This is a genomic window from Pseudomonas sp. FP1742 (assembly GCF_030687145.1).
In the GTDB taxonomy this organism is placed as follows: domain Bacteria; phylum Pseudomonadota; class Gammaproteobacteria; order Pseudomonadales; family Pseudomonadaceae; genus Aquipseudomonas; species Aquipseudomonas frederiksbergensis_D.
Genome location: NZ_CP117460.1, coordinates 4,355,434 through 4,375,906, shown reverse-complemented (window position 1 = coordinate 4,375,906; position 20,473 = coordinate 4,355,434). Strand labels below are relative to the sequence as shown.

Annotated in this window: 22 protein-coding genes; 13 read left to right on the top strand and 9 right to left on the bottom strand. The window is 60.6% G+C overall.

Going from position 1 to position 20,473, the window contains the following annotated elements; translation table 11 throughout:
• Positions 1–211: 211 nt before the first annotated feature.
• Both PSH64_RS19570 and PSH64_RS19565 read left to right on the top strand, forming a co-directional pair.
• A complete protein-coding gene (locus PSH64_RS19570; RefSeq protein WP_305478294.1) occupies positions 212–583 on the top strand; it encodes a hypothetical protein in 372 nt (123 codons plus the stop codon).
• Positions 584–585: 2 nt separating this feature from the next.
• The gene (locus PSH64_RS19565; RefSeq protein ID WP_105346777.1) at positions 586–768 is read left to right on the top strand and encodes a DUF1289 domain-containing protein; all 183 of its coding nucleotides are present in this window, start codon (positions 586–588) and stop codon (positions 766–768) included.
• A 7-nt stretch (positions 769–775) separates the two neighbouring features.
• Here the strand turns inward: PSH64_RS19565 and PSH64_RS19560 are convergent, their stop codons facing one another.
• Entirely contained in the window at positions 776–1,669 is an 894-nt protein-coding gene (locus tag PSH64_RS19560; protein WP_305478292.1) for a LysR family transcriptional regulator, read from the bottom strand.
• 128 nt (positions 1,670–1,797) lie between these two features.
• Here PSH64_RS19560 and PSH64_RS19555 point away from each other — a divergent pair, with 128 nt between their 5' ends.
• On the top strand, positions 1,798–3,219 hold the full coding sequence (locus PSH64_RS19555) for an MFS transporter (protein ID WP_305478290.1): 1,422 nt from the start codon (positions 1,798–1,800) through the stop codon (positions 3,217–3,219).
• Between the two features lie 252 nt (positions 3,220–3,471).
• On the opposite strand, the gene PSH64_RS19550 is transcribed toward PSH64_RS19555, so the two are convergent.
• Positions 3,472–4,773 (bottom strand): MFS transporter, encoded by a 1,302-nt coding sequence (locus tag PSH64_RS19550; RefSeq protein ID WP_305478288.1) that lies wholly within the window; start codon positions 4,771–4,773, stop codon positions 3,472–3,474.
• A gap of 94 nt (positions 4,774–4,867) precedes the next feature.
• Between PSH64_RS19550 and PSH64_RS19545 the strand changes: the two genes are divergently transcribed.
• Positions 4,868–5,917 (top strand): FAD:protein FMN transferase, encoded by a 1,050-nt coding sequence (locus PSH64_RS19545; protein ID WP_305478286.1) that lies wholly within the window; start codon positions 4,868–4,870, stop codon positions 5,915–5,917.
• Positions 5,918–6,124: 207 nt separating this feature from the next.
• On the top strand, positions 6,125–7,519 hold the full coding sequence (gene sthA, locus PSH64_RS19540; RefSeq protein WP_105346766.1) for a Si-specific NAD(P)(+) transhydrogenase: 1,395 nt from the start codon (positions 6,125–6,127) through the stop codon (positions 7,517–7,519).
• A 42-nt stretch (positions 7,520–7,561) separates the two neighbouring features.
• Here sthA and PSH64_RS19535 read toward each other — a convergent pair whose 3' ends face one another.
• Together PSH64_RS19535 and PSH64_RS19530 are read right to left on the bottom strand one after the other, a co-directional pair.
• Positions 7,562–8,284, bottom strand: a complete 723-nt coding sequence (locus tag PSH64_RS19535) for a glycerophosphodiester phosphodiesterase family protein (protein WP_305478284.1) — start codon at positions 8,282–8,284, stop codon at positions 7,562–7,564.
• A 13-nt stretch (positions 8,285–8,297) separates the two neighbouring features.
• Positions 8,298–8,879 carry a PilZ domain-containing protein gene (locus PSH64_RS19530; protein ID WP_305411961.1) on the bottom strand — a complete coding sequence of 194 codons (582 nt, stop codon included), beginning with the start codon at positions 8,877–8,879 and terminating at the stop codon, positions 8,298–8,300.
• Between the two features lie 94 nt (positions 8,880–8,973).
• Between PSH64_RS19530 and PSH64_RS19525 the strand changes: the two genes are divergently transcribed.
• The 3 genes from PSH64_RS19525 to PSH64_RS19515 all read left to right on the top strand — a co-directional run bounded on the left by PSH64_RS19525 (position 8,974) and on the right by PSH64_RS19515 (position 12,225).
• Positions 8,974–10,224 carry a lipoprotein-releasing ABC transporter permease subunit gene (locus PSH64_RS19525; RefSeq protein WP_105346760.1) on the top strand — a complete coding sequence of 417 codons (1,251 nt, stop codon included), beginning with the start codon at positions 8,974–8,976 and terminating at the stop codon, positions 10,222–10,224.
• A gap of 7 nt (positions 10,225–10,231) precedes the next feature.
• Entirely contained in the window at positions 10,232–10,915 is a 684-nt protein-coding gene (lolD, locus tag PSH64_RS19520) for a lipoprotein-releasing ABC transporter ATP-binding protein LolD (protein WP_018928149.1), read from the top strand.
• Between the two features lie 65 nt (positions 10,916–10,980).
• Positions 10,981–12,225 carry a lipoprotein-releasing ABC transporter permease subunit gene (locus PSH64_RS19515; RefSeq protein WP_105346758.1) on the top strand — a complete coding sequence of 415 codons (1,245 nt, stop codon included), beginning with the start codon at positions 10,981–10,983 and terminating at the stop codon, positions 12,223–12,225.
• 125 nt (positions 12,226–12,350) lie between these two features.
• Here the strand turns inward: PSH64_RS19515 and PSH64_RS19510 are convergent, their stop codons facing one another.
• Both PSH64_RS19510 and PSH64_RS19505 read right to left on the bottom strand, forming a co-directional pair.
• A complete protein-coding gene (locus PSH64_RS19510) occupies positions 12,351–13,700 on the bottom strand; it encodes a heavy metal sensor histidine kinase (protein ID WP_105346756.1) in 1,350 nt (449 codons plus the stop codon).
• Positions 13,700–14,380 (bottom strand): heavy metal response regulator transcription factor, encoded by a 681-nt coding sequence (locus PSH64_RS19505; RefSeq protein WP_105346754.1) that lies wholly within the window; start codon positions 14,378–14,380, stop codon positions 13,700–13,702. The genes PSH64_RS19510 and PSH64_RS19505 overlap by 1 nt, the downstream gene beginning before the upstream one ends.
• A gap of 154 nt (positions 14,381–14,534) precedes the next feature.
• On the opposite strand from PSH64_RS19505, the gene PSH64_RS19500 reads away from it, so the two are divergent.
• Positions 14,535–15,071: a plastocyanin/azurin family copper-binding protein gene (locus tag PSH64_RS19500; RefSeq protein WP_105346752.1), complete on the top strand. Its 537-nt coding sequence runs from the start codon at positions 14,535–14,537 to the stop codon at positions 15,069–15,071.
• A 61-nt stretch (positions 15,072–15,132) separates the two neighbouring features.
• Positions 15,133–15,963 carry an NADPH-dependent 7-cyano-7-deazaguanine reductase QueF gene (gene queF / locus PSH64_RS19495; RefSeq protein WP_305478280.1) on the top strand — a complete coding sequence of 277 codons (831 nt, stop codon included), beginning with the start codon at positions 15,133–15,135 and terminating at the stop codon, positions 15,961–15,963.
• A gap of 174 nt (positions 15,964–16,137) precedes the next feature.
• Here the strand turns inward: queF and PSH64_RS19490 are convergent, their stop codons facing one another.
• Both PSH64_RS19490 and PSH64_RS19485 read right to left on the bottom strand, forming a co-directional pair.
• Positions 16,138–16,401, bottom strand: coding sequence for a DUF4404 family protein (locus PSH64_RS19490; protein WP_305478278.1), 264 nt, complete (start codon positions 16,399–16,401; stop codon positions 16,138–16,140).
• Positions 16,402–16,510: 109 nt separating this feature from the next.
• A complete protein-coding gene (locus tag PSH64_RS19485) occupies positions 16,511–17,131 on the bottom strand; it encodes an HAD family phosphatase (protein WP_305478276.1) in 621 nt (206 codons plus the stop codon).
• Between the two features lie 201 nt (positions 17,132–17,332).
• Between PSH64_RS19485 and PSH64_RS19480 the strand changes: the two genes are divergently transcribed.
• A complete protein-coding gene (locus PSH64_RS19480) occupies positions 17,333–18,022 on the top strand; it encodes a VacJ family lipoprotein (RefSeq protein ID WP_105346742.1) in 690 nt (229 codons plus the stop codon).
• 72 nt (positions 18,023–18,094) lie between these two features.
• On the opposite strand, the gene PSH64_RS19475 is transcribed toward PSH64_RS19480, so the two are convergent.
• A complete protein-coding gene (locus tag PSH64_RS19475) occupies positions 18,095–18,394 on the bottom strand; it encodes a PilZ domain-containing protein (protein ID WP_105346739.1) in 300 nt (99 codons plus the stop codon).
• A gap of 276 nt (positions 18,395–18,670) precedes the next feature.
• Between PSH64_RS19475 and rssB the strand changes: the two genes are divergently transcribed.
• Positions 18,671–19,852: a two-component system response regulator RssB gene (gene rssB, locus PSH64_RS19470; protein WP_038979995.1), complete on the top strand. Its 1,182-nt coding sequence runs from the start codon at positions 18,671–18,673 to the stop codon at positions 19,850–19,852.
• Positions 19,852–20,334 (top strand): anti-sigma factor antagonist RssC, encoded by a 483-nt coding sequence (rssC, locus tag PSH64_RS19465; RefSeq protein ID WP_007935262.1) that lies wholly within the window; start codon positions 19,852–19,854, stop codon positions 20,332–20,334. The genes rssB and rssC overlap by 1 nt, the downstream gene beginning before the upstream one ends.
• The last annotated feature ends 139 nt before the right edge of the window (positions 20,335–20,473 follow it).

Sequence of the window (20,473 nt, the reverse complement as noted above, 5' to 3'; positions counted from 1 at the left end):
GTCTTTTACTTGAGCCGTCGAGATGGGGCCGATCAAAAGATCACAGCCAGTTCAACACAAAACCTGTGGGAGCGTGGCTTGCCCGCGAAGACGACAGCACAGACGCTGAAGCTTTCAGATCAACCCAAATTCAGGACTGCTCCGCCGTTTTTCGCTGAACGGTATCGTATGATGAGCCCTTTCTGCCGACGACCACCCAAGGACCCACCCGATGTCTTTAAGCAAACGCGATCAGGCGCACCTCGAACGTCGCCTGGCCGCCACCCTGACCGAGGCGTGCGAAACCGCCAAAGCGGAAATAGTCGGGTTCTGCTGGCTGACCCACGAAGTCGATTACGACGCCTTTCCATCCAGCCTGCGGGTGATTTGGGTCTTCGATACGCAGGCCAACAAGGACCAGGCGCTGGCGAGCGGGCAGGGCGAGCGCATGGTTGAACTGACGGCGTTGGCGTTAGAAGACGCGGACGTGCTCGTCAACCCGGTCGCGGCCCATGTGCAGTTTGATTCTGAAGAACAATGTCAGCGCGCCAATGGCGGCAACTGGCAGCAACGCCTGGCGCCCAAGCGCTCGACGCGGGGTTGAACGTGGCCAAGGACATCGAAAATCCGTGTATTGCCGTTTGCCAGCTCAGTGGTGAACTGTGTGTCAGTTGTGGTCGCACCAAGGACGACATCAGAAAATGGAAACGCATGAAGCGCCCGGAAAAAATGGCGGCGGCGCAGCGGGCGAGTGTGCGGTTGAAAGGGCTTCAGAAAAGGAAGGGTTGAAGATTCCTTAGGGCAACGCACAAACCTCTCGAACACATTCACGCAACCACCGATGCGCTGAATCGGCATCCATCCGTGGATGCCAGAGCATCGAAATGGTGATTGGCGGCAGCTCGAACGGCAGCTCGAAACTGTGCAGGCCGGCACGCAAGTTTCGGGTGTGGCGGGCGGGCACGGTGGCGATCAGGTCCGAGGCGCGAGCCAGCGCCAGGGCGGCCGAGAAACCGCTGACGACGGTGACGATTTCCCGCTGCAGTCCCAGCGCTTCCAAAGCCTCATCCATCGGACCTTTGTCGAGCCCGCGTCGTGAAACCAGGATGTGCCGGCCAGCGGCGTAACGGGAGGCAGTGATCTCGCCCTCGCTCAGCGGATGCCCCGTGCGCACGACGCCGATGAAATGATCCTCGAACAATGCACGAGTGCGCACTTCCGGGCTGGTCGTGCCACCGACCACGCCGGTGTCCAGGTCAACGGAACCGTCGCGAAGGGCGGCGCTGTCCTTGCTCAGCTTCTGCACGAAGTGCAAACGCACGCCGGGGGCTTCCTCACCGACGCGGGCGATCAGTGCCGGGCCGAAGTTTTCCACGAAGCCGTCGCTGGTGCGCAGGGTGAACGTGCGCGCCAGATGCTTGAGGTCGAGTTGTTCGGCGGGGCGTAACACGGCTTCGACATCTTGCACCAGTCGACTGACGTGCTCGCGCAATTCCAGCGCCCGGGGCGTTGGCACCAGGCCGCGTCCGGCCCGGACCAGCAGCGGGTCACCCGTCGTTTCGCGCAACCGCGCCAACGCCCGGCTCATGGCCGAGGGGCTCAGGCGCAGTCGTTGGGCGGCGCGGGCGACACTGCCTTCGGCGAGCAGCACGTCCAGGGTAATCAGCAGATTGAGATCGGGAGTGGTCATGCCGCAACGTTAGCACGGGGCGGGGCTGACATGGCGTCAAATGCATCTATCAAGTGCAAATGCTGCGTCTTCCGCCTTGTCACGCACGGGCATACGCTGCTGATCTACCTTCCAGACGTGGCCAGATAATGAAATCCATCACTCAATCAGGTTCGGTGCGCTGGGCGCTTGCCAGCCTTTCGCTGTCGATGTTGATGCCTTCACTCGACACCAGCATCGCCAATGCGGGATTGCCGACATTGGCCGAGGCGTTCGATGCTTCCTTCCAACACGTGCAGTGGATTGTGCTGGCGTATCTGTTGGCGATCACCACGCTGATCGTCAGCGTCGGACGGCTCGGCGACATGCTCGGCCGTCGGCGTTTGCTGCTGGCGGGCATCGCCATTTTTACCTTGTCATCGCTGGCCTGCGGTGTCGCGCCGTCGCTTGGATGGCTGGTCGGCGCCCGGGCGGTGCAGGGGCTTGGGGCGGCGATCATGCTGGCGCTGACCGTGGCGTTTGTCGGTGAAACGGTGCCGAAAGAGAAGGCCGGCAGCGCCATGGGCTTGCTCGGAACGATGTCGGCGATCGGCACCACGCTGGGGCCGTCGCTCGGTGGGATGTTGATTGCCGGCGTTGGCTGGCAGGCGATTTTTCTGATCAACGTGCCGCTGGGTGTTCTGAATATCTGGCTCGCGTATCGCTATTTACCGGCGGATGCTCAGCGGGCGAAAGCGGGGCGGGTGGGGTTCGACAAGGTAGGCACGTTGTTGCTGGCGCTGACGCTTGCGGCGTATGCGCTGGCCATGACGCTCGGGCACGGCGATTTTGGTCCGCTCAATATCGCGCTGCTGCTCACGGCTGTTTTCGGTATTGGCATTTTCATCTTCGTTGAGGCCAGGGTGGCATCGCCATTGATCCGGTTGCCCCTGTTCCGCGAGCCGGGCTTGAGCGCCAGCCTGGCCATGAGCGCGCTCGTTTCGACGGTGATGATGGCGACGCTGGTGGTCGGGCCGTTTTATCTCTCGGGTGCGCTTGGCCTCGGCACGGCACTTGTCGGTTTCGCCTTGTCGGTCGGCCCGTTGGTGGCTGCATTGACCGGCGTGCCGGCCGGTCGCCTGGTGGACCGTTTTGGCACTCGGCGCATGACCCGTCTCGGACTCGCGACAATGGCGCTCGGCGCGAGTGCTTTATCAATGATGCCAGCGGGGTTCGGCCTCCTCGGTTACCTCGCGCCCATCGCGGTGATCACGGCCAGCTACGCGTTGTTTCAGGCGGCCAACAACACCGCGATCATGACCGACATCCGCCCGGACCAGCGCGGCGTGATTTCCGGCATGCTCAGCCTGTCACGCAATCTCGGCCTGATCACCGGAGCTTCGGTGATGGGCGCGGTGTTTGCGCTTGCCTCGGCGACGACAGACATCACCAGCGCGTCTGCCGCAGCCGTCGCCAGCGGCATGCGGATAACGTTTGCCGTCGCCGTGGCACTGATCATCCTGGCCCTTGCCGTGGCCCTGTTTCCACGGGCTTCAGACTGCTGCACTGTGTGCAGCAATGAACTGCAGTAAGGCTATATTGTTCATCTGAAATCGAATACCGACGCTCATGGCGTTCAAGACATGGCTGGAGGCCAGATTTGCAGAGGGGCCGCCTTGGCTGCATGCGGACCGAAGCGAACTAAAACCCATGGGGCACGCCGATTAAATGTGGGAGCGGGCTTGCTCGCGAAGGCGGTGTGTCAGGCAACATCAGTGTTTACTGACACTCCCTCTTCGCGAGCAAGCCCGCTCCCACAGGTTCTGCACCTGACTGCGTTCCTTTTAGTGAGCGCCTCTGATGACAGCCGCTTGCGCCGCGCGCAACGCATGCCGATTGCCACGGAACAACACCAGCGTCGCGATCAACCCCAGTACCGCCGCGCCACTGAGCCAGATCCCCGGTGCCGCCTTGTTGTCCAGCACATGGATCAGGTACGTACAGGCCGCCGGGGTGAAACCACCGAATGTTGCGGTCGCCAGGCTGTAGGCCAGGGAGAAACCGGTGGTGCGAACTTCCACCGGCATGATCTCGGTCAGGGCTACCACCATGGCGCCGTTGTACGAGCCATACAGGAATGACAGCCACAACTCGACAATCAGCAAATGGCTGAAGCTGGGGTTCGCCACCAGCCATGACAGCGCCGGGTAAGCCGTGAGGATTGCCAGAATCGTCGCGGCCAGCAGCAGGGGTTTGCGGCCGATCTTGTCGGAAAGCGCGCCCATCACCGGCAGCCAGAAGAAGTTCGACAGGCCGATACACACCGTCACCAGCAACGCATCCAGATTCGACAGGTGCAGCTCGGCTTTGCCGAAGGTCGGGGTGTAGGCGGTGATCAGGTAGAACGACACCGTGGTCATCACCACCAGCGCCATGCCGGCGAGGACGATGCCGAAGTTCTGACCGATCGAGCGGACGATGTCCCGCAGGGTAGGGCGGTGTTTGCGCGCCTGGAATTCCGGGGTTTCTTCCAGCGAGCGGCGGATCACGAAGATCGCCGGCACGATCATGCAGCCGATCAGGAACGGCACGCGCCAGCCCCACTCACCCATTTGGTCGGGGCTCAGCCAGTGGTTCAAACCCACGCCGAGCAGGCCGGCGAATACCACCGCGGCTTGCTGGCTGGCGGACTGCCAACTGACGAAGAAGCCTTTGCGGCCCGGGGTGGAGATTTCGGCGAGGTACACCGACACACCGCCCAGTTCCACGCCCGCCGAGAAGCCTTGCAGCAGTCGGCCGAACAATACGATCAGCGGCGCCGCGATGCCCAGCGTCGCGTAACCCGGCACACCGGCAATCAGCACCGTGCCGGCGGCCATCATCGCCAGCGTGATGATCAGGCCTTTGCGGCGGCCATGACGGTCGATGTAGGCCCCGAGGAAAATCGCCCCCAGCGGACGCATCAGGAAACCGGCCCCGAAAGTGGCCAGCGACAGCATCAGGGAAGCAAACGCGCTATCGGCGGGAAAGAAGGTTTTGGCGATGGCCGTGGCGTAAAAACCGTAGACCATGAAGTCGAACATCTCGAGAAAGTTTCCGCTGACGACGCGAAAAATCGCTTTGCCTTTGCTCGTATTGGAAGACATGTGTAGGTACTCACTCTGGTAGATCTTGTTTGAAAGCGTGGCATCTGACTGGCCGCCGGGGCAGACCTCGCTCCCGTGCGTTCCGAGGCCCATAATGGCGGGCGCGGTTTTGAGGGGAGATGAAGATTTGTTAACTGGACGCTGGAGTGGAGTTGTGGTGCTGGCCGGCGTTTTGTCCGGTTGTGGCAACGGCGACAGCCTGGAACGCTTCGACGGCCCGACCATGGGCAGCAGCTATTCGATCCAATACGTGCGCCATGCCGGTCTTCCCGCGCCGGCGGAAGTCCGCGTCCAGGTCGAAAAAATCCTCTCTGATGTCGATCGGCAAATGTCGACCTATCGCAGTGACTCCGACATCGAGCGCTTCAATAACTTGCCCGCCAACCACTGCCAGATAATGCCTGCGCCGATCCTCGAATTGGTCCGCGTCGGCGAGCGCTTGTCTTTACAAAGTGACGGCTCCTACGATCTGACGGTGGAACCGCTGCTCAACCTCTGGGGATTTGGCCCGCAGGCGCGTGAGGAAAAAGTCCCGAGCGCCGAGGCGCTGGCCGAAGTGCGGCAGCGCGTCGGCCACAGTCATTTGCGTATCGACGGTGACCGCTTGTGCAAGGACGCCGCAGTGGAGGTCGACTTCAACAGCATCGCTGCCGGTTACGCGGTCGACACGATTGCCGCAAAACTCGAGGCGCTGGGCATCCACGACTACCTCGCTGAAGCCACCGGCGAACTCAAGGCCGTCGGCAAAAAACTCGACGGCTCACCGTGGCGCATCGCCCTGGAAGAACCCCGCGATGACCGGCAAGTGGCCAAACGCATCATCGCCGTCGACGGCTATGGCGTGTCCACGTCCGGTGACTACCGTAATTATTTCGAGCAGGACGGTCGGCGCTATTCCCACACCTTCGACGCCCGTGCCGGAGCACCGGTCCTGCACACCCTGGCGTCAGTCACGGTGATTCATCCTTCAGCGTTGATGGCCGATGGCTTATCGACGCTGTTGCTGATTCTTGGGCCTGAACGGGGATGGGACTATGCCCAGGCGCATGACATTGCTGCATTCTTTGTGATTCGTGCCGATACAGGTTTCGTCACACGCACCAATCAGGCGTTTGAGCGCCTGGCGGGTGATAAAACCGAGTGATTGCGGGATCAAAAGCATATTTCGATGGCTTTGTAGTGCAGGCAAAACTAGCCTACGACGCGACCAAGGGTTAATGTGCGCGGCGTTGACGCTTCTATAGACTGTGTCCGGGTTCTGCACTGGCCCCAAATTGTTCCTTCACGCCGCAGACCGGCGTGATTTAGCCGCAGGTGCCGAGGGCGCCGCGGCCTGTTCTGAGGAGTACGCATGGCTGTCTACAACTACGATGTGGTGGTGTTGGGTTCCGGCCCGGCGGGAGAAGGCGCGGCAATGAACGCCGCCAAGGCAGGGCGCAAGGTGGCGATGGTCGATAGCCGTCGCCAGGTCGGCGGCAACTGCACCCACCTGGGCACCATCCCGTCCAAGGCCTTGCGTCACTCGGTCCGGCAGATCATGCAGTTCAACACCAACCCGATGTTCCGGGCCATCGGTGAGCCGCGCTGGTTTTCGTTCCCGGACGTGTTGAAAAGCGCTGAAAAAGTCATCTCCAAACAAGTCGCCTCGCGCACCGGCTACTACGCCCGTAACCGCGTCGATGTGTTCTTCGGCACCGGCAGCTTCGCCGACGAGCAAACCATCGAAGTGGTCTGCGCCAACGGCGTGGTTGAAAAATTGGTGGCCAAGCACATCATCATCGCCACCGGTTCGCGCCCGTATCGCCCGGCGGACATCGATTTCCATCACCCGCGTATCTACGATAGCGACACCATCCTCAGCCTCGGCCACACCCCGCGCAAACTCATCGTTTACGGCGCCGGCGTGATCGGTTGCGAATACGCCTCGATCTTCAGCGGTCTGGGGGTACTGGTCGAGCTGGTGGATAACCGCGGTCAGTTGCTGAGCTTCCTCGACTCGGAAATTTCTCAGGCCCTGAGCTACCACTTCAGCAACAACAACATCACGGTTCGCCACAACGAAGACTACGACCGCGTCGAAGGCGTGGACAACGGCGTGATCCTGCACCTCAAATCCGGCAAGAAGATCAAGGCCGATGCCTTGCTCTGGTGCAACGGCCGTACTGGCAACACCGACGCGCTCGGTCTGGAAAACATCGGCGTGAAGGTCAACAGCCGTGGCCAGATCGAAGTCGACGAGAACTACCGCACCTGCGTGCCGAATATCTATGGTGCCGGTGATGTGATCGGCTGGCCGAGCCTGGCCAGTGCCGCCCACGACCAGGGCCGTTCGGCCGCTGGCAGCATCGTCGACAACGGCAGCTGGCGCTTCGTCAACGACGTGCCGACCGGCATCTACACCATTCCGGAGATCAGCTCGATCGGCAAGAACGAGCAGGAGCTGACTCAGGCCAAGGTGCCGTACGAAGTGGGCAAGGCGTTCTTCAAGGGCATGGCGCGCGCGCAGATCGCCGGCGAACCGCAAGGCATGCTGAAGATCCTGTTCCACCGCGATACGCTGGAAGTGCTGGGCGTTCACTGCTTCGGTTATCAGGCCTCGGAGATCGTGCACATCGGTCAGGCGATCATGAACCAGCCGGGCGAACAGAACACCCTGAAGTATTTCGTCAACACGACGTTCAACTACCCGACCATGGCCGAAGCCTATCGGGTAGCGGCGTACGATGGCCTCAACCGGCTTTTTTGAGCGGCTCCGGCCGGTGGCCTGAGCCGGCCGGGGAAACCGATTTCAGCAATTCTCGAGCGTGGCGCTGGCCAAACCGGGAAAGTCTGTAATCAGGCTGTCAACGCCGAAGTCGGCGAGCCTGCGCATCAGCGCGGGCTCGTTGACTGTCCACACCGACACATGCAGCCCCTGACGCTGCGCCTTCTGCAGGCGTTCCGGCGTACACAGGGTCCAGTTCAGCGCCAGCATCTCACAGCCATAGTTTTGCGCGACCTTCAGCGGGTCGAGCCAGGCGTACTCGGCCACCAGTCCGCGAGACACGTCCGGCACCAGATCCAGCGCGGCTTTCAACACTTCGCGTGAACTCGATGTGATCGTGATCTTGTCCCGCATGCCGAAACGCTGGGCCATTTCGCGTATCGCCAGCACGGTGGTCGCGGCACGGGTGCGTGAAGCGCTTTTGACTTCCAGCTGCCAGTGCTCGAAATCGCATTTCTCGAACAATTCTTCCAGCGTTGGAATCGGGCAGGGTTTGATCCAGCCCGGGCCGCCCTTGCGCGCGTCGTAAGTCACCAGTTCCGCAGCCGTGTGTTCGGCCACTTTGCCGCGGCGGTCGGTGGTGCGTTTGAGGGTCGGGTCGTGGATGACCATCAACTCGCCGTCCTTGGACAGGTGCAGGTCCAGTTCGCAGCGGCGCACGCCGTGCTTGAGGCATTGCTGAAAGCTGGTCAGGGTGTTTTCCGGTGCTTCGCCCTTGGCGCCGCGATGGCCGTAGATGAGAGTCACGGTTCTTCCTTAATTAATGGCCGGATTCGTTTTGTTCGCGCGCCAGGCGTCGTTCTTGTGCCTGTCGCTGCAAGATGTAGCGGGCCAGCAGTTGTCGCTGGGCATCGGACAGGTATTCGAACTCGGTGCCGACGTCGTAGCCGCCGCCCTTGCGGTCGCAATGGGTGACGCGGGCCCGCAGCAACAGGCCGAGGGCCTGTGGCATCAGCACCAGCTTGACCGACAGGTGCGCGCCGACGGCAATGGGCGTCGGATGCTGAAAGTCGATGCCGCCTTCGGAGATGATCACCGGCTGCGGTTCGCCGATCTGTCCGAGCACGGTCAGGGCGACCACCTGGCTCAGCAGATCGATGCGTTTGTTCTGTGATTTCAGGAACGCGGCGATGGTCCTGTCGCGTTCGTTGATCTGGCGCAACAGGTGTTGCGACTCGAATTCGCTCAGGTGCAGTTCGCTGAGCAGGTTGAAAAGCGGGGAAGCATCCTGCAACACTTCCTGGCCTGCGGCTTCGGGAGCAGACAGGGGCCGAATTTCCAGTGCGATCGTGTCCTCGATACGGTAGTATTCGCGGCGATCTTCTTCATCTAATGTCGACATGGCGAACCCATGGTAGCGGCGGTGGTCTGAGTGTAAAGCTGGTTATCGACCCCCGCCACAAGGACGTTCCTTTTCCCTCCGAACAAGCCCCGACATGTTCAGACCTCTCTTCGTATTTATCGGCACGCGTTATACCCGTGCAAAGCGTCGCAATCATTTTGTGTCATTCATTTCCCTGACCTCGATGATCGGACTCGCCCTCGGCGTGGTCGTGATGATTGTCGTGTTATCGGTCATGAACGGCTTCGATCATGAGATGCGCACCCGCGTGCTGGGCATGGTGCCCCACGCGACCATCGAGTCCGGTGAACCGATCAGCGACTGGCAAAGCCTGGCCGCCAAGGTTAAACAGAACCCGCAGGTGACGGCGGTTGCGCCCTTCGTCCAGATGCAGGGCCTGCTGACCAACAACGGCAAGGTTTCCAAAGTGCTGCTCAATGCCATCGACCCTGTGCAGGAACGGCAGGTGTCGATCATTGATAACTTCATGCAGCAGGGCAAACTCGACGACCTGGCGCCAGGCAGTTTCGGCATCGTCATCGGCGACAAGGCGGCGGCCAAGCTCGGCGCGGCGGTTGGCGACAAGCTGACGTTTGTCGCGCCGGAAGTCACCGTGACCCCGGCCGGGATGTTCCCGCGCATGAAACGCTTTACCGTGGTCGGCATCTTCCATGTCGGCGCCGGTGAGCTGGACGGCTACCTGGGCCTGACCAACCTGCAGGATCTGGCGAAGCTGCACCGCTGGCAACCGGATCAGGTCCAGGGCCTGCGGTTGAAGTTCGACGACCTGTTCCAGGCGCCGCGCACCGCGTGGACCATTGCCCAGCAGCTTGGCGAAGACAAGTACTACGCCCGCGACTGGACCCGCACCCACGGCAATCTGTATCAGGCGATCCGCATGGAAAAAGCCATGATCGGCCTGCTGTTGCTGCTGATCGTCGCCGTTGCTGCGTTCAACATCATTTCCACGCTGGTGATGGTGGTGAACGACAAGAAGGGCGACATCGCGATCCTGCGTACCCTCGGCGCCACGCCGGGCTCGATCATGGCGACGTTCATGGTCCAGGGCACGGTCATTGGTGTGGTCGGTACGCTGATCGGCGCCGTGGTCGGGATCTTCGCCGCGCTGAACGTCAGCGCCGCGATCTCGGCCCTCGAAGGGCTGATCGGCCACAAGTTCTTGAACGCCGACGTGTATTTCATCGATTACCTGCCGTCGCAAGTGCAGAGCCAGGACGTGTTGATGGTCTGCGCCGCCGCGTTGGTCCTGAGTTTCCTCGCCACCCTGTATCCAGCCTGGCGTGCCGCGCGCACCCAGCCTGCGGAGGCGCTACGTTATGAGTGAGTCGGGCATGAGTGATAAAGCAATCTTGAGCTGCCGCAACCTGGGCAAATCCTACGTGGAAGGCCCGGAGTCGGTAGAGGTTCTGGCCGGTCTGCAACTGGAGCTGCATCCGGGTGAGCGCGTGGCGATCGTCGGTACGTCGGGTTCGGGCAAAAGTACCTTGCTCAACCTGTTGGGCGGCCTCGATACGCCGACCAAGGGCAGCGTCTGGCTGGCGGGTGAAGAACTCTCGGCACTGAACGAAAAGGCCCGTGGCCTGTTGCGCAACCGGTCGCTGGGTTTCGTTTACCAGTTCCACCACTTGTTGCCTGAGTTCACCGCGCTGGAAAACGTCTGCATGCCGCTGCTGATCGGCAAAACCGCGATCCCGGAAGCGCGTCAGCGTGCGACGGCGTTGCTGGAGCGGGTAGGGCTGGGCCATCGCCTGGAGCACAAACCGGCGGAGTTGTCCGGTGGCGAACGCCAGCGTGTGGCCATTGCCCGCGCCCTGGTGAACAAGCCGGGCCTGGTGATGCTCGACGAGCCGACCGGCAACCTCGACTCCCACACCGCCCAGGGCATTCAGGATTTGATGCTGGAACTCAGCACCTCGATGCGCACGGCGTTCCTGGTGGTGACCCACGACATGAACCTGGCTCGCCAGATGGATCGCGTCCTGCATTTGCAGGAAGGTTGCCTGACCCCCATCTGATTGGCTGAAACCCGGCGTACTGAACAGTGTGTCGGGTCTTTTATTTTTATACGGTGCCCCAGCGAATGTTCAGACCGTTATCGATCTTTATCGGCACGCGCTATACCCGCGCCAAGCGCCGCAATCGCTTTGTTTCCTTCATCTCGATGACCTCGATGATCGGCCTCGCCCTGGGCGTGCTGGCGATGATCGTGGTGTTGTCGGTGATGAACGGCTTCCAGCGCGAAATGAGCTCGCGCATCCTCGGCATGGTGCCCCACGCGACCATCGTCGGCGTGAACCCTATCGACGATTGGCAGCCGGTGGCCGCCGCGGCGATGAAGAATCCTGAAGTCACCGCCGCCGTGCCGTTCACCGAGATGGAAGGCATGCTGTCCTACAAGGGCGCGATGCAGCCGATCCAGATCAGCGGGGTCGATCCGGCGCTGGAAAGCAAGGTCTCGATCGTTGCCAAGCACATTGTTCAGGGGCGTCTGGACGCCTTGAAACCGGGCGAGTTCGGCGTGGTGGTCGGCGAGATCACCGCGCGGCGCTTTCGCTTGAACGTCGGCGACAAGATCACCCTGATCGTGCCGGAAGTCAGCAGCGCACCGGGCGGCATCACCCCGCGCATGCAGCGGCTGAACGTGGTGGGCGTGTTCAAGGTCGGTGCCGAACTGGACGGTTCGATGGCGCTGATCCACATGGCCGATGCCGCGCAAATGCAGCACTGGCAACCGAATCAGGTGCAGAGCGTGCGCCTGGCGGTGAAGGATCTGTACGCCGCGCCGCAAGTGTCCAGCGACATCGCGACCGGCCTGGGCGCCGCTTACAAGGCTGACGACTGGACCCACACCCAGGGCAGTCTGTTCAGCGCGATGAAAATGGAAAAAACCATGATCGGCCTGCTGTTGCTGATGATCGTCGCGGTGGCGGCGTTCAACATCATCGCCACCCTGATCATGGTGGTGAACGACAAGGGCGCGGACATCGCGATCCTGCGCACCATTGGCGCCACACCGCGGCAGATCATGGCGATCTTCATGGTGCAGGGTACGGTGATCGGGATTGTCGGCACCTTGATCGGTGGTGTGCTCGGCGTAATCGCCGCGTTGAACGTCAGTGAGCTGGTGGGCTGGATGGAGCGGGTCAGCGGGCAGCACATCTTCAGTTCCGATGTGTACTTCGTCAGCAACTTGCCGTCGGAATTGCAGGGCGCGGATGTGCTGTTGATCTGTTCCGCCGGTTTCATCATGAGCTTTCTGGCGACGGTGTATCCGGCGTGGCGGGCGGCGAAAGTCGAGCCGGCTACCGCATTGCGGTATTCGTAGTCCGGTAGATCGCTTTCGCGAGCAAGCCCGCTCCCACATTGGATCTGAGTCGGCCACAGGTTTGCGGCACAACTCGATCAAATGTGGGAGCGGGCTTGCTCGCGAAGAGGCCGGCCCTGCTAGCCTCAATCCCCCTTCGGCAACTCAATCACAAACCGCGTCCATCCCAGAGCCGATTCGCAATGAATCTGCCCGCCATGGGCGCGGATGATCGACTGGGTGATCGCCAATCCCAATCCCGCATGCTCACTGCTGCCCTCGCGGCGCGCAGGGTCGGCCCGATAGAAACGGTCAAACAGACGCGGCAGCAAATCTTCGGAAATCCCGTCCCCACTGTTTTCAACGGTCAGGCTCAAGCCTGTCGGTTGCTCGACAATCTTTACCCGCACCTCACCACCGGCCGGGGTAAACCGTAATGCATTGTCCAGCAAATTGGACAGTGCCCGGCGCAACATGCTGCGATCGCCCTGCATACGTGCGTGGCCATCGCGACTCAACTTCACCCGGGCGTCCTCGGCCAGCGGCGCAAAAAACTCCAGCAGCGCATCCGCTTCTTCCGCCAGGTCCAGCGGTTCACGCTTGGGCATCAGCAAGCCGTGGTCAGCCTTGGCCAGGTACAGCATGTCGTTGACCAGTTGCGCCATCCATTGCAGTTCTTCGAGGTTGCTGTGCAGCGCTTCGCGGTAATCCTCAAGCGGACGAGGGCGGGTGAGGGTGACCTGGGTGTGGGTCAGCAGGTTCGACAGCGGTGTGCGCAGTTCATGGGCGATGTCGGCAGAGAAGGCCGATAGGCGCTGAAAAGAATCGTCCAGGCGTCCGAGCATGGCGTTGAAGCTGTGGGCCATTTCCGCGAGTTCCGGCGGCATGTCGGCTTCTGGCAGGCGAGCGTTGAGCGATTGCGCCGAAACGCCGCTGGCGACCGCACTCATGCGCCGCAGCGGGCGTAAACCACTGCGCGCCGCCCAGGCGCCGAGCAGGGCGGTGGCCAGGGCCGAGAGGCTGACGGTCAGCCAGATCAGGTGTTGCATGCGTTGCAGAAAGTGTTGGTGATGGGTGATGTCCAGCAGCAAAGTCAGTTGCGGTGAGTCGGGTTTGTCGAGAAACAGCGGCGCATTCAGGACCCGGTAGTCGGTGCCGTCGTCGCTCACTGTCGACAGGCCACGCTTGCGCGGTAAATCTTTGGGCACGCTGGGCGAGCTGTCGTACATGCGTTGGCCGTCACTGCTAATGATGCGCAGCGAAAGATCGGCCTGTCGGCTTAATTCATCGGCCAGCCTGGCCTCGGCGTCGCCGGCCTGAATGTCATCCAGCGCCCGGCGTAAACCAATCAGTTTGTCATCCAGCAACTGCTGGTCCAACTCGACAAAGTGCGCCTCGCTGGCGCGGCTGAACAACACCCCGGCGAACAACGACACTACCGCAGTGCAGGCGGCAAACAGCAGCGCCAGGCGGTTGCTCAATGAAAGCCGGCGCATCAGGCGGGGCGCTCTTCAAGGACGTAACCCATGCCGCGCACGGTGTGGATCAACTTGTTCGGGAAATCGTCGTCGATCTTCAGGCGCAAACGGCGAATGGCTACTTCGATGACGTTAGTGTCGCTGTCGAAGTTCATGTCCCACACCTGAGACGCGATCAGTGACTTGGGCAGAACTTCGCCCTGTCGTCGCAGGAGCATTTCCAGCAGGGCGAATTCCTTGGCGGTCAGGTCGATGCGCTGACCCTTGCGTTCGACCCGGCGACGGATCAGGTCCAGGCGCAAGTCGGCCAGTTGCAGGCTGGTTTCCTGAGGCGTGGCGCTGCCGCGACGCAACAGGCTGCGAACCCGGGCCAGCAGTTCGGAGAAGGCGAACGGTTTGACCAGGTAGTCGTCGGCGCCCAGTTCCAGGCCGTGGACTCTGTCCTCCACGGCGTCTCGCGCTGTAAGAAACAATACCGGGGTGTCCAGGCCTGCACCGCGCACTGCTTGCAGAATCTGCCAGCCATCGCGTCCGGGCAGCATCACATCGAGAATCAACAAGGCGTAATCGCCACTCAAGGCCAGCTGCTGGCCGGTGGTGCCATCTGCCACCAGTTCGGTATTGAAGCCGGCCTCGGTCAGGCCCTGGCGCAGGTATTGGCCGGTTTTCGGTTGGTCTTCGACGATCAGCAGTTTCATGGGCGACTCGGGTAGTTGGAACAGGTGCGTTATACCGTGGGCGACGAGGATGCAGGCCAACCTGACAAAGTTGTAATCCGGCTGTCAGGAATCTGGCAGAGCCGCCGGGTTAGAGTTTCCCACAAGCTGAACCTCATCTTGTTGGAGTGCGACTATGTTTTTGCGAAAGCGCCTGGTATTGGCCGTTTGCTTGCTGACTCTGAGTTTAGGGCTGGAGGCCTCGCCGGCGCAGTCCTACGACTTCGGTAAACCGGCTTCGGCCGCCCAGGCTACCCGCAGCATTGAAATCGTAATGGGCGATATGTCGTTCAACCCCAAGACGATCGAGATCAAGGCCGGTGAAACCGTGCGTTTCGTACTGGTGAATAAAGGCCAGTTGTTGCATGAATTCAACCTTGGCGACGCGGCGATGCACGCCGGGCATCAGCAGGAAATGCTCCAGATGCAGCAAAGCGGGATGCTGATGCCTACAGGCATGAAGGCAATGGACCACGGCTCAATGGCTGGCATGGACCATTCCGCTGAAGGTCATGGGATGAAGCACGATGACCCGAACAGTGTGCTGGTGAAACCGGGCAAGACCGCCGAGCTGACCTGGGCCTTCACCCAGGGCACCAATCTGGAATTTGCCTGTAATATCCCCGGCCACTATCAGGCCGGTATGGTCGGCAAACTGACAGTCAGTCAGTAAGCACTCAAAGGCGGGAGCAAAGGCTGGTAGAATCCGCTGATTCTTCAGTCAGGTTTCCGCCATGCATCCCGCAGCCGAACATTCGCCGCTGGGCAAATCCAGTGAATACATCGCCACTTACACGCCGTCCTTGCTGTTTCCGATCCCGCGCACCGCGAAATGGGCGGAGCTGGGCCTGACAGCTGAAACCCTGCCGTATAAGGGCGTGGATTTCTGGAACTGCTTCGAGCTGTCGTGGCTGTTGCCGTCGGGCAAGCCCGTGGTGGCGATTGGCGAGTTCAGCATTCCGGCGGATTCGCCGAACATCATCGAATCGAAGTCGTTCAAGCTGTACCTCAACTCGCTGAACCAAACAGCATTTGCCGACACCGCGAGCCTTGAAACAACGCTGGTAAAAGACCTCTCGGCCGCCGCCGGCAAGCCGGTGGGCGTGCGCGTTCGCAGCCTGAAGGATGTCGAGGCAGAAGGTGTCGTGGCGTTGCCGGGTGTGTGCATTGATGAGCTGGATATCAGCGTCAGCAACTACGAGCATCCACGCCCGGAACTGTTGCGGTGCGATGAGTCGCGCATTGTTGATGAGTGCGTGCACAGCCATTTGCTCAAATCCAACTGCCCGGTCACCAGTCAGCCGGATTGGGGTAGCGTGGTGGTGGAGTATCGTGGCGCGGCGCTGGATCACGCCAGTTTGCTGGAATACATCGTGAGTTTCCGTCAGCACTCGGACTTCCATGAGCAGTGTGTGGAGCGGATATTCCTCGATCTGCAGCGGTTGCTGAAACCGGAGAAATTGACGGTGTACGCGCGGTATGTGCGTCGCGGCGGGTTGGACATCAACCCGTATCGCAGCACCGAAGAGGTGCAGCTGCCGAACCATCGCCTGGTCCGTCAATAAAGATCTGGTGCGGGGGGGCGGGCTTGCTCGCGAAGACGTCGGCACATTCAACTTCAACGTGTCTGCTAGACCGCCTTCGCGAGCAAGCCCGCTCCCACAGGGGATTGCATTTGCAAATCCCGGATATGAAAAAGCCCCGCTATCGATAGCGGGGCTTTTTTGCATCTGGCGGGTTCAGATCCCCATGCTGACCAAGGCTTGCATGATGTTACGCAAGGTGCCGGCAAGGGCGGGATGTTCGACTTCGAAACGTTCGACGGCCAGATTCACGCCGTCAGACAGGCTGGAGTCCTTGGTTTTGGTTTCCAGTTCAAGCTCCAGTTCGATCTGTTGCATCAGCGCGTGCAGGTCAGCGCGCTCGGCTTCGGTCAGCGGTGGATTCTGTTCCAGTTGCTCGCGCAGTGTGTTGAGCTGTTCTTGCAGTTCGCGGGCAGGCATGGCGTTCTTCCTTTTATCGATAGGCACTGGCATAGACCGCAGCAGCACGCCAAAGGTCTATGGCTGACCTTTAGATTAATCCACTCGCGCGCAACCTGCATGATCTCAGTCAGGGCTTTTCGCCTTTGAGCCGGCGCAGGCTGATATCGGCCAGGCAGGTATCGAGCTCGCCCAGATGATCGATCACCGAATGCACGCCCAGACCGAACAACTGCATCGTCGCCTTGCCGCGCAAGTGTTCCCGTTCCTTCTGGCTCAAGGCTTGCCATTCGTTCGGCGCGAGCCCGCATAGCGAGCCGCACGACGCCAGGCCGATGGTCCACAGCCCGGCGTTCAGGCCCGATTGCAGCAATCGCGGTTCGCCGCTGACCAGCACGCAACCGTCCAGGCGCTCGACATTCAACGCCATCAGGGCGTGCCAGCAGGCGTTAGGGGCCGGCCATGGATTGATTGTTGCTGGATGTTGCGAAGGTTTGATCCAGGCCGGCAGTGCCGTGGCCAGAGAATGGCTGAGCGCGGGGGGCAGTTCATCGAGCCAGGCACAGGGAATCTGTTGGCGTTGCAAGCTGGACAGGCTTTCCAGGGCACCGGGGGTGGCTTCGGCGTGCTCGGCAGCAACCGCGTCGTGCTGGCGCGCGCGGGCGCCGAAATCCACCAGGCAGCCACTGAGGCCGAACAGCACGGCAGTCAGACTGGGCGCAGAGAGGGGCAAGACTTCGGCATGCGGCATGGAAACGTCCCTGAAATAGCGACAAGGCTATTCATGGGCGGTGACAATTGAGTGACACTGATGTGAATCGATCCTCGTCAGGGGACGTCGTTCGCAGACCATCGTGCACGATGCTGCCTAAACCGGGTTTTCCGTCATATACTAGCGGCCTTTACGACAGGGCCAAGCGCCCGCGTCAGTACAATCCCAAGGAGTTTCTTTATGCGCTGGAGCAATCGACTCGCTCAGCTTTGTATGTGTGCCAGTGTGTTGCTGGTTCCGTTTGCGGTTCAGGCTGCCACGGAAGAAGACCCTTGGGAAAGCATCAACCGCCCGATCTACAAATTCAACGACTTTGTCGACACCTACGCACTGAAGCCGTTGGCTCAGGGCTACCAGTTCGTCACACCGCAGTTCCTGGAAGACGGCATCCACAACATGTTCCGCAACGTGGGCGACGTGACCAACCTCGCCAACGACGTGTTGCAGGCCAAGCCCGCCGCGGCTGGCGTCGACACCGCGCGTTTGATCTTCAACACCACCTTCGGCCTGCTGGGCTTCTTCGACGTGGGCACCCAAATGGGTTTGCATCGCAACGACGAAGACTTCGGCCAGACCCTGGGTTATTGGGGCGTGGGCAGCGGCCCTTACGTGATGCTGCCGCTGCTGGGTCCAAGCACCTTGCGTGATACGCCTTCCAAGTATGTCGATGGCTATACCGGTCCGTACCCTTACATCAACGATATACCGGTACGTAACTCGATTTACGGCCTGAACATCGTCGACACTCGCGCCAGCCTGTTGTCGGCCGAGAAACTGGTCACTGGCGACAAATACACCTTTATTCGCAATGCATACCTGCAAAACCGCGAATTCAAAGTCAAGGACGGTAAGGTCGAAGACGATTTTTAATCTCGACCGGTAAACCGAAGAAGGCGGCCATTTGGCCGCCTTCTTTCGTTTGGCTTGCGGGTTAATTCGGAGCTATTTCATCTTCAGGATTGTAAGCCCGAGTTTCTGGCTGCCACCGTCCTGTGCTTTCACCCACACCACCTCGGTGTCGGCCTCAAGGCCTTTGAGCGCCGCGTGATCGGAATCGATCCGCACGCTGAGCCGGTCACCGACGCTGAACGAGCGGGGCGCCTCCAGCTGCATGCCGCTGCTGGAAAGGTCGATGCAGACAGCTTGCACCTCGTCGCCTTCATGAATCAGCGACACATCGGCATCGACCCGCATGCGGATGAAATCGCGCTTTTCGCTGTAGTCCCGATCGGTTTGGCTCATGGGCTCGATCCTTCCTTTGGGTTACGGTTTTGCCTGTTCTTATAACTCTCGGTGATTTGACAAGTAAAGACGTCAAGCGACCATCGGCGTGAGCTTGAAACGCCTCGCGGATGGGAGTACCGTCTGCGCCTTAGAAGGGCACCTCTGGTGGAACAGTGAGTAGGGCAAACGCTCGAAAACGGTGCAGCAGAGAGGCTAGAAAGCGAATCCAGTAGTGTGTGCAGGGCCAAATGCCCAGCCTGCTACGCCAACCTAATTCTGGCGCCGTTTGCCCACATGCCAAAAACCAGTGCCACGCTGCTGATAATCGATGATGACGAAGTAGTGCGCGCGAGCCTCGCGGCCTACTTGGAAGACAGTGGTTTCAGTGTCCTGCAGGCCAGCAACGGCCAGCAGGGTCTTCAGGTATTCGAGCAAGACAAGCCCGACTTGGTCATCTGCGATCTGCGCATGCCGCAGATGGGCGGACTCGAACTCATTCGCCAGGTCACCGAGCTGTCGCCGCAAACCCCGGTGATCGTGGTTTCGGGCGCCGGCGTGATGAACGACGCCGTCGAGGCCCTGCGCCTGGGCGCGGCGGACTACCTGATCAAGCCTCTCGAAGATCTTGCCGTGCTCGAGCATTCCGTGCGCCGTGCCCTGGATCGTGCGCGTCTGCTGCTGGAAAACCAGCGCTACCGCGAGAAGCTGGAAAAGGCCAACCGCGAGCTCGAAGCCAGCCTGAACCTGCTCCAGGAAGACCAGAACGCCGGTCGCCAGGTGCAGATGAACATGCTGCCGGTCAGCCCCTGGAGCATCGACGAGTTCCAGTTTGCGCACCAGATCATCCCGTCGCTGTACCTGTCGGGCGATTTCGTCGACTACTTTCGGGTCGACGAGCGTCGGGTAGCGTTCTACCTGGCGGACGTTTCCGGTCATGGCGCCTCTTCAGCCTTCGTCACCGTGCTGCTGAAGTTCATGACCACGCGCTTGCTGTTCGAATCCAAACGCAACGGCACATTGCCGGAATTCAAGCCTTCAGAAGTCCTTGGTCATATCAACCGGGGCCTGATCAGTTGTAAGCTGGGTAAACACGTCACAATGGTCGGTGGAGTCATCGACGAGGAGACAGGTTTGTTGACCTATAGCATCGGCGGTCATCTGCCGTTGCCTGTGTTGTACACGCCAGACAGTGTTCGTTACCTGGAAGGGCGTGGTCTGCCGGTGGGCCTCTTCAATGAAGCCACCTACGAAGATCACGTACTGGAGCTGCCACCGGTATTCAGCTTGACGCTGATGTCTGATGGCATTCTGGACCTTTTGCCAGAACCCACACTCAAAGATAAAGAAGCTGCTTTGCCTCAACGGGTCAAAGCGGCGGGCGGCAGCCTGGATGGTCTGCGCCAGGTTTTTGGATTGGCCACGCTAGGGGAGATGCCGGATGATATCGCCCTGTTGGTGTTGAGCAGGAATCTTTAATGAGTACCGGTAGAATCCAGTTCGCCGAGCAGGACGGCACCTTCGTCCTGAAGTTCGTCGGTGAAGTTCGCCTGACCCTGTGTTCGGCGTTGGATGCGACTATTGAGCGGATCTTCACGGCGTTGAACTTCAACGCCATCGTGATCGACCTGACCGAAACCCGCAGCATCGACAGCACCACCCTGGGCCTGCTGGCCAAGCTGTCGATCCTGTCGCGGCAAAAGGTCGGCTTGCTGCCGACCGTCGTCACCACCCACGAAGACATCACCCGTCTGCTGCAGTCCATGGGCTTCGAGCAAGTGTTCAACATCGTTGACCGCCCGATCCCATGCCCTGAATGCCTGACCGACCTGCCAGACCAGGACCAGTCCGAAGAAGTCGTGCGGATCAAAGTCCTCGAAGCGCACAAAATCCTCATGGGCCTGAACGACTCCAATCGTGAGGCGTTTCATGACCTGGTGAACGCCCTGGAGCGTCACTGATTCCCTGAAACCGAGGCCCCACCAATTCCCTGTGGGGGCGGGCTTGCCCGCGAAGGCGCCCTAACAATCACCACATCTTCCAGCGCTAAGCCCACTACCCAAATTCAACGCAAAAAAAGGGCGAACCCATGGTTCGCCC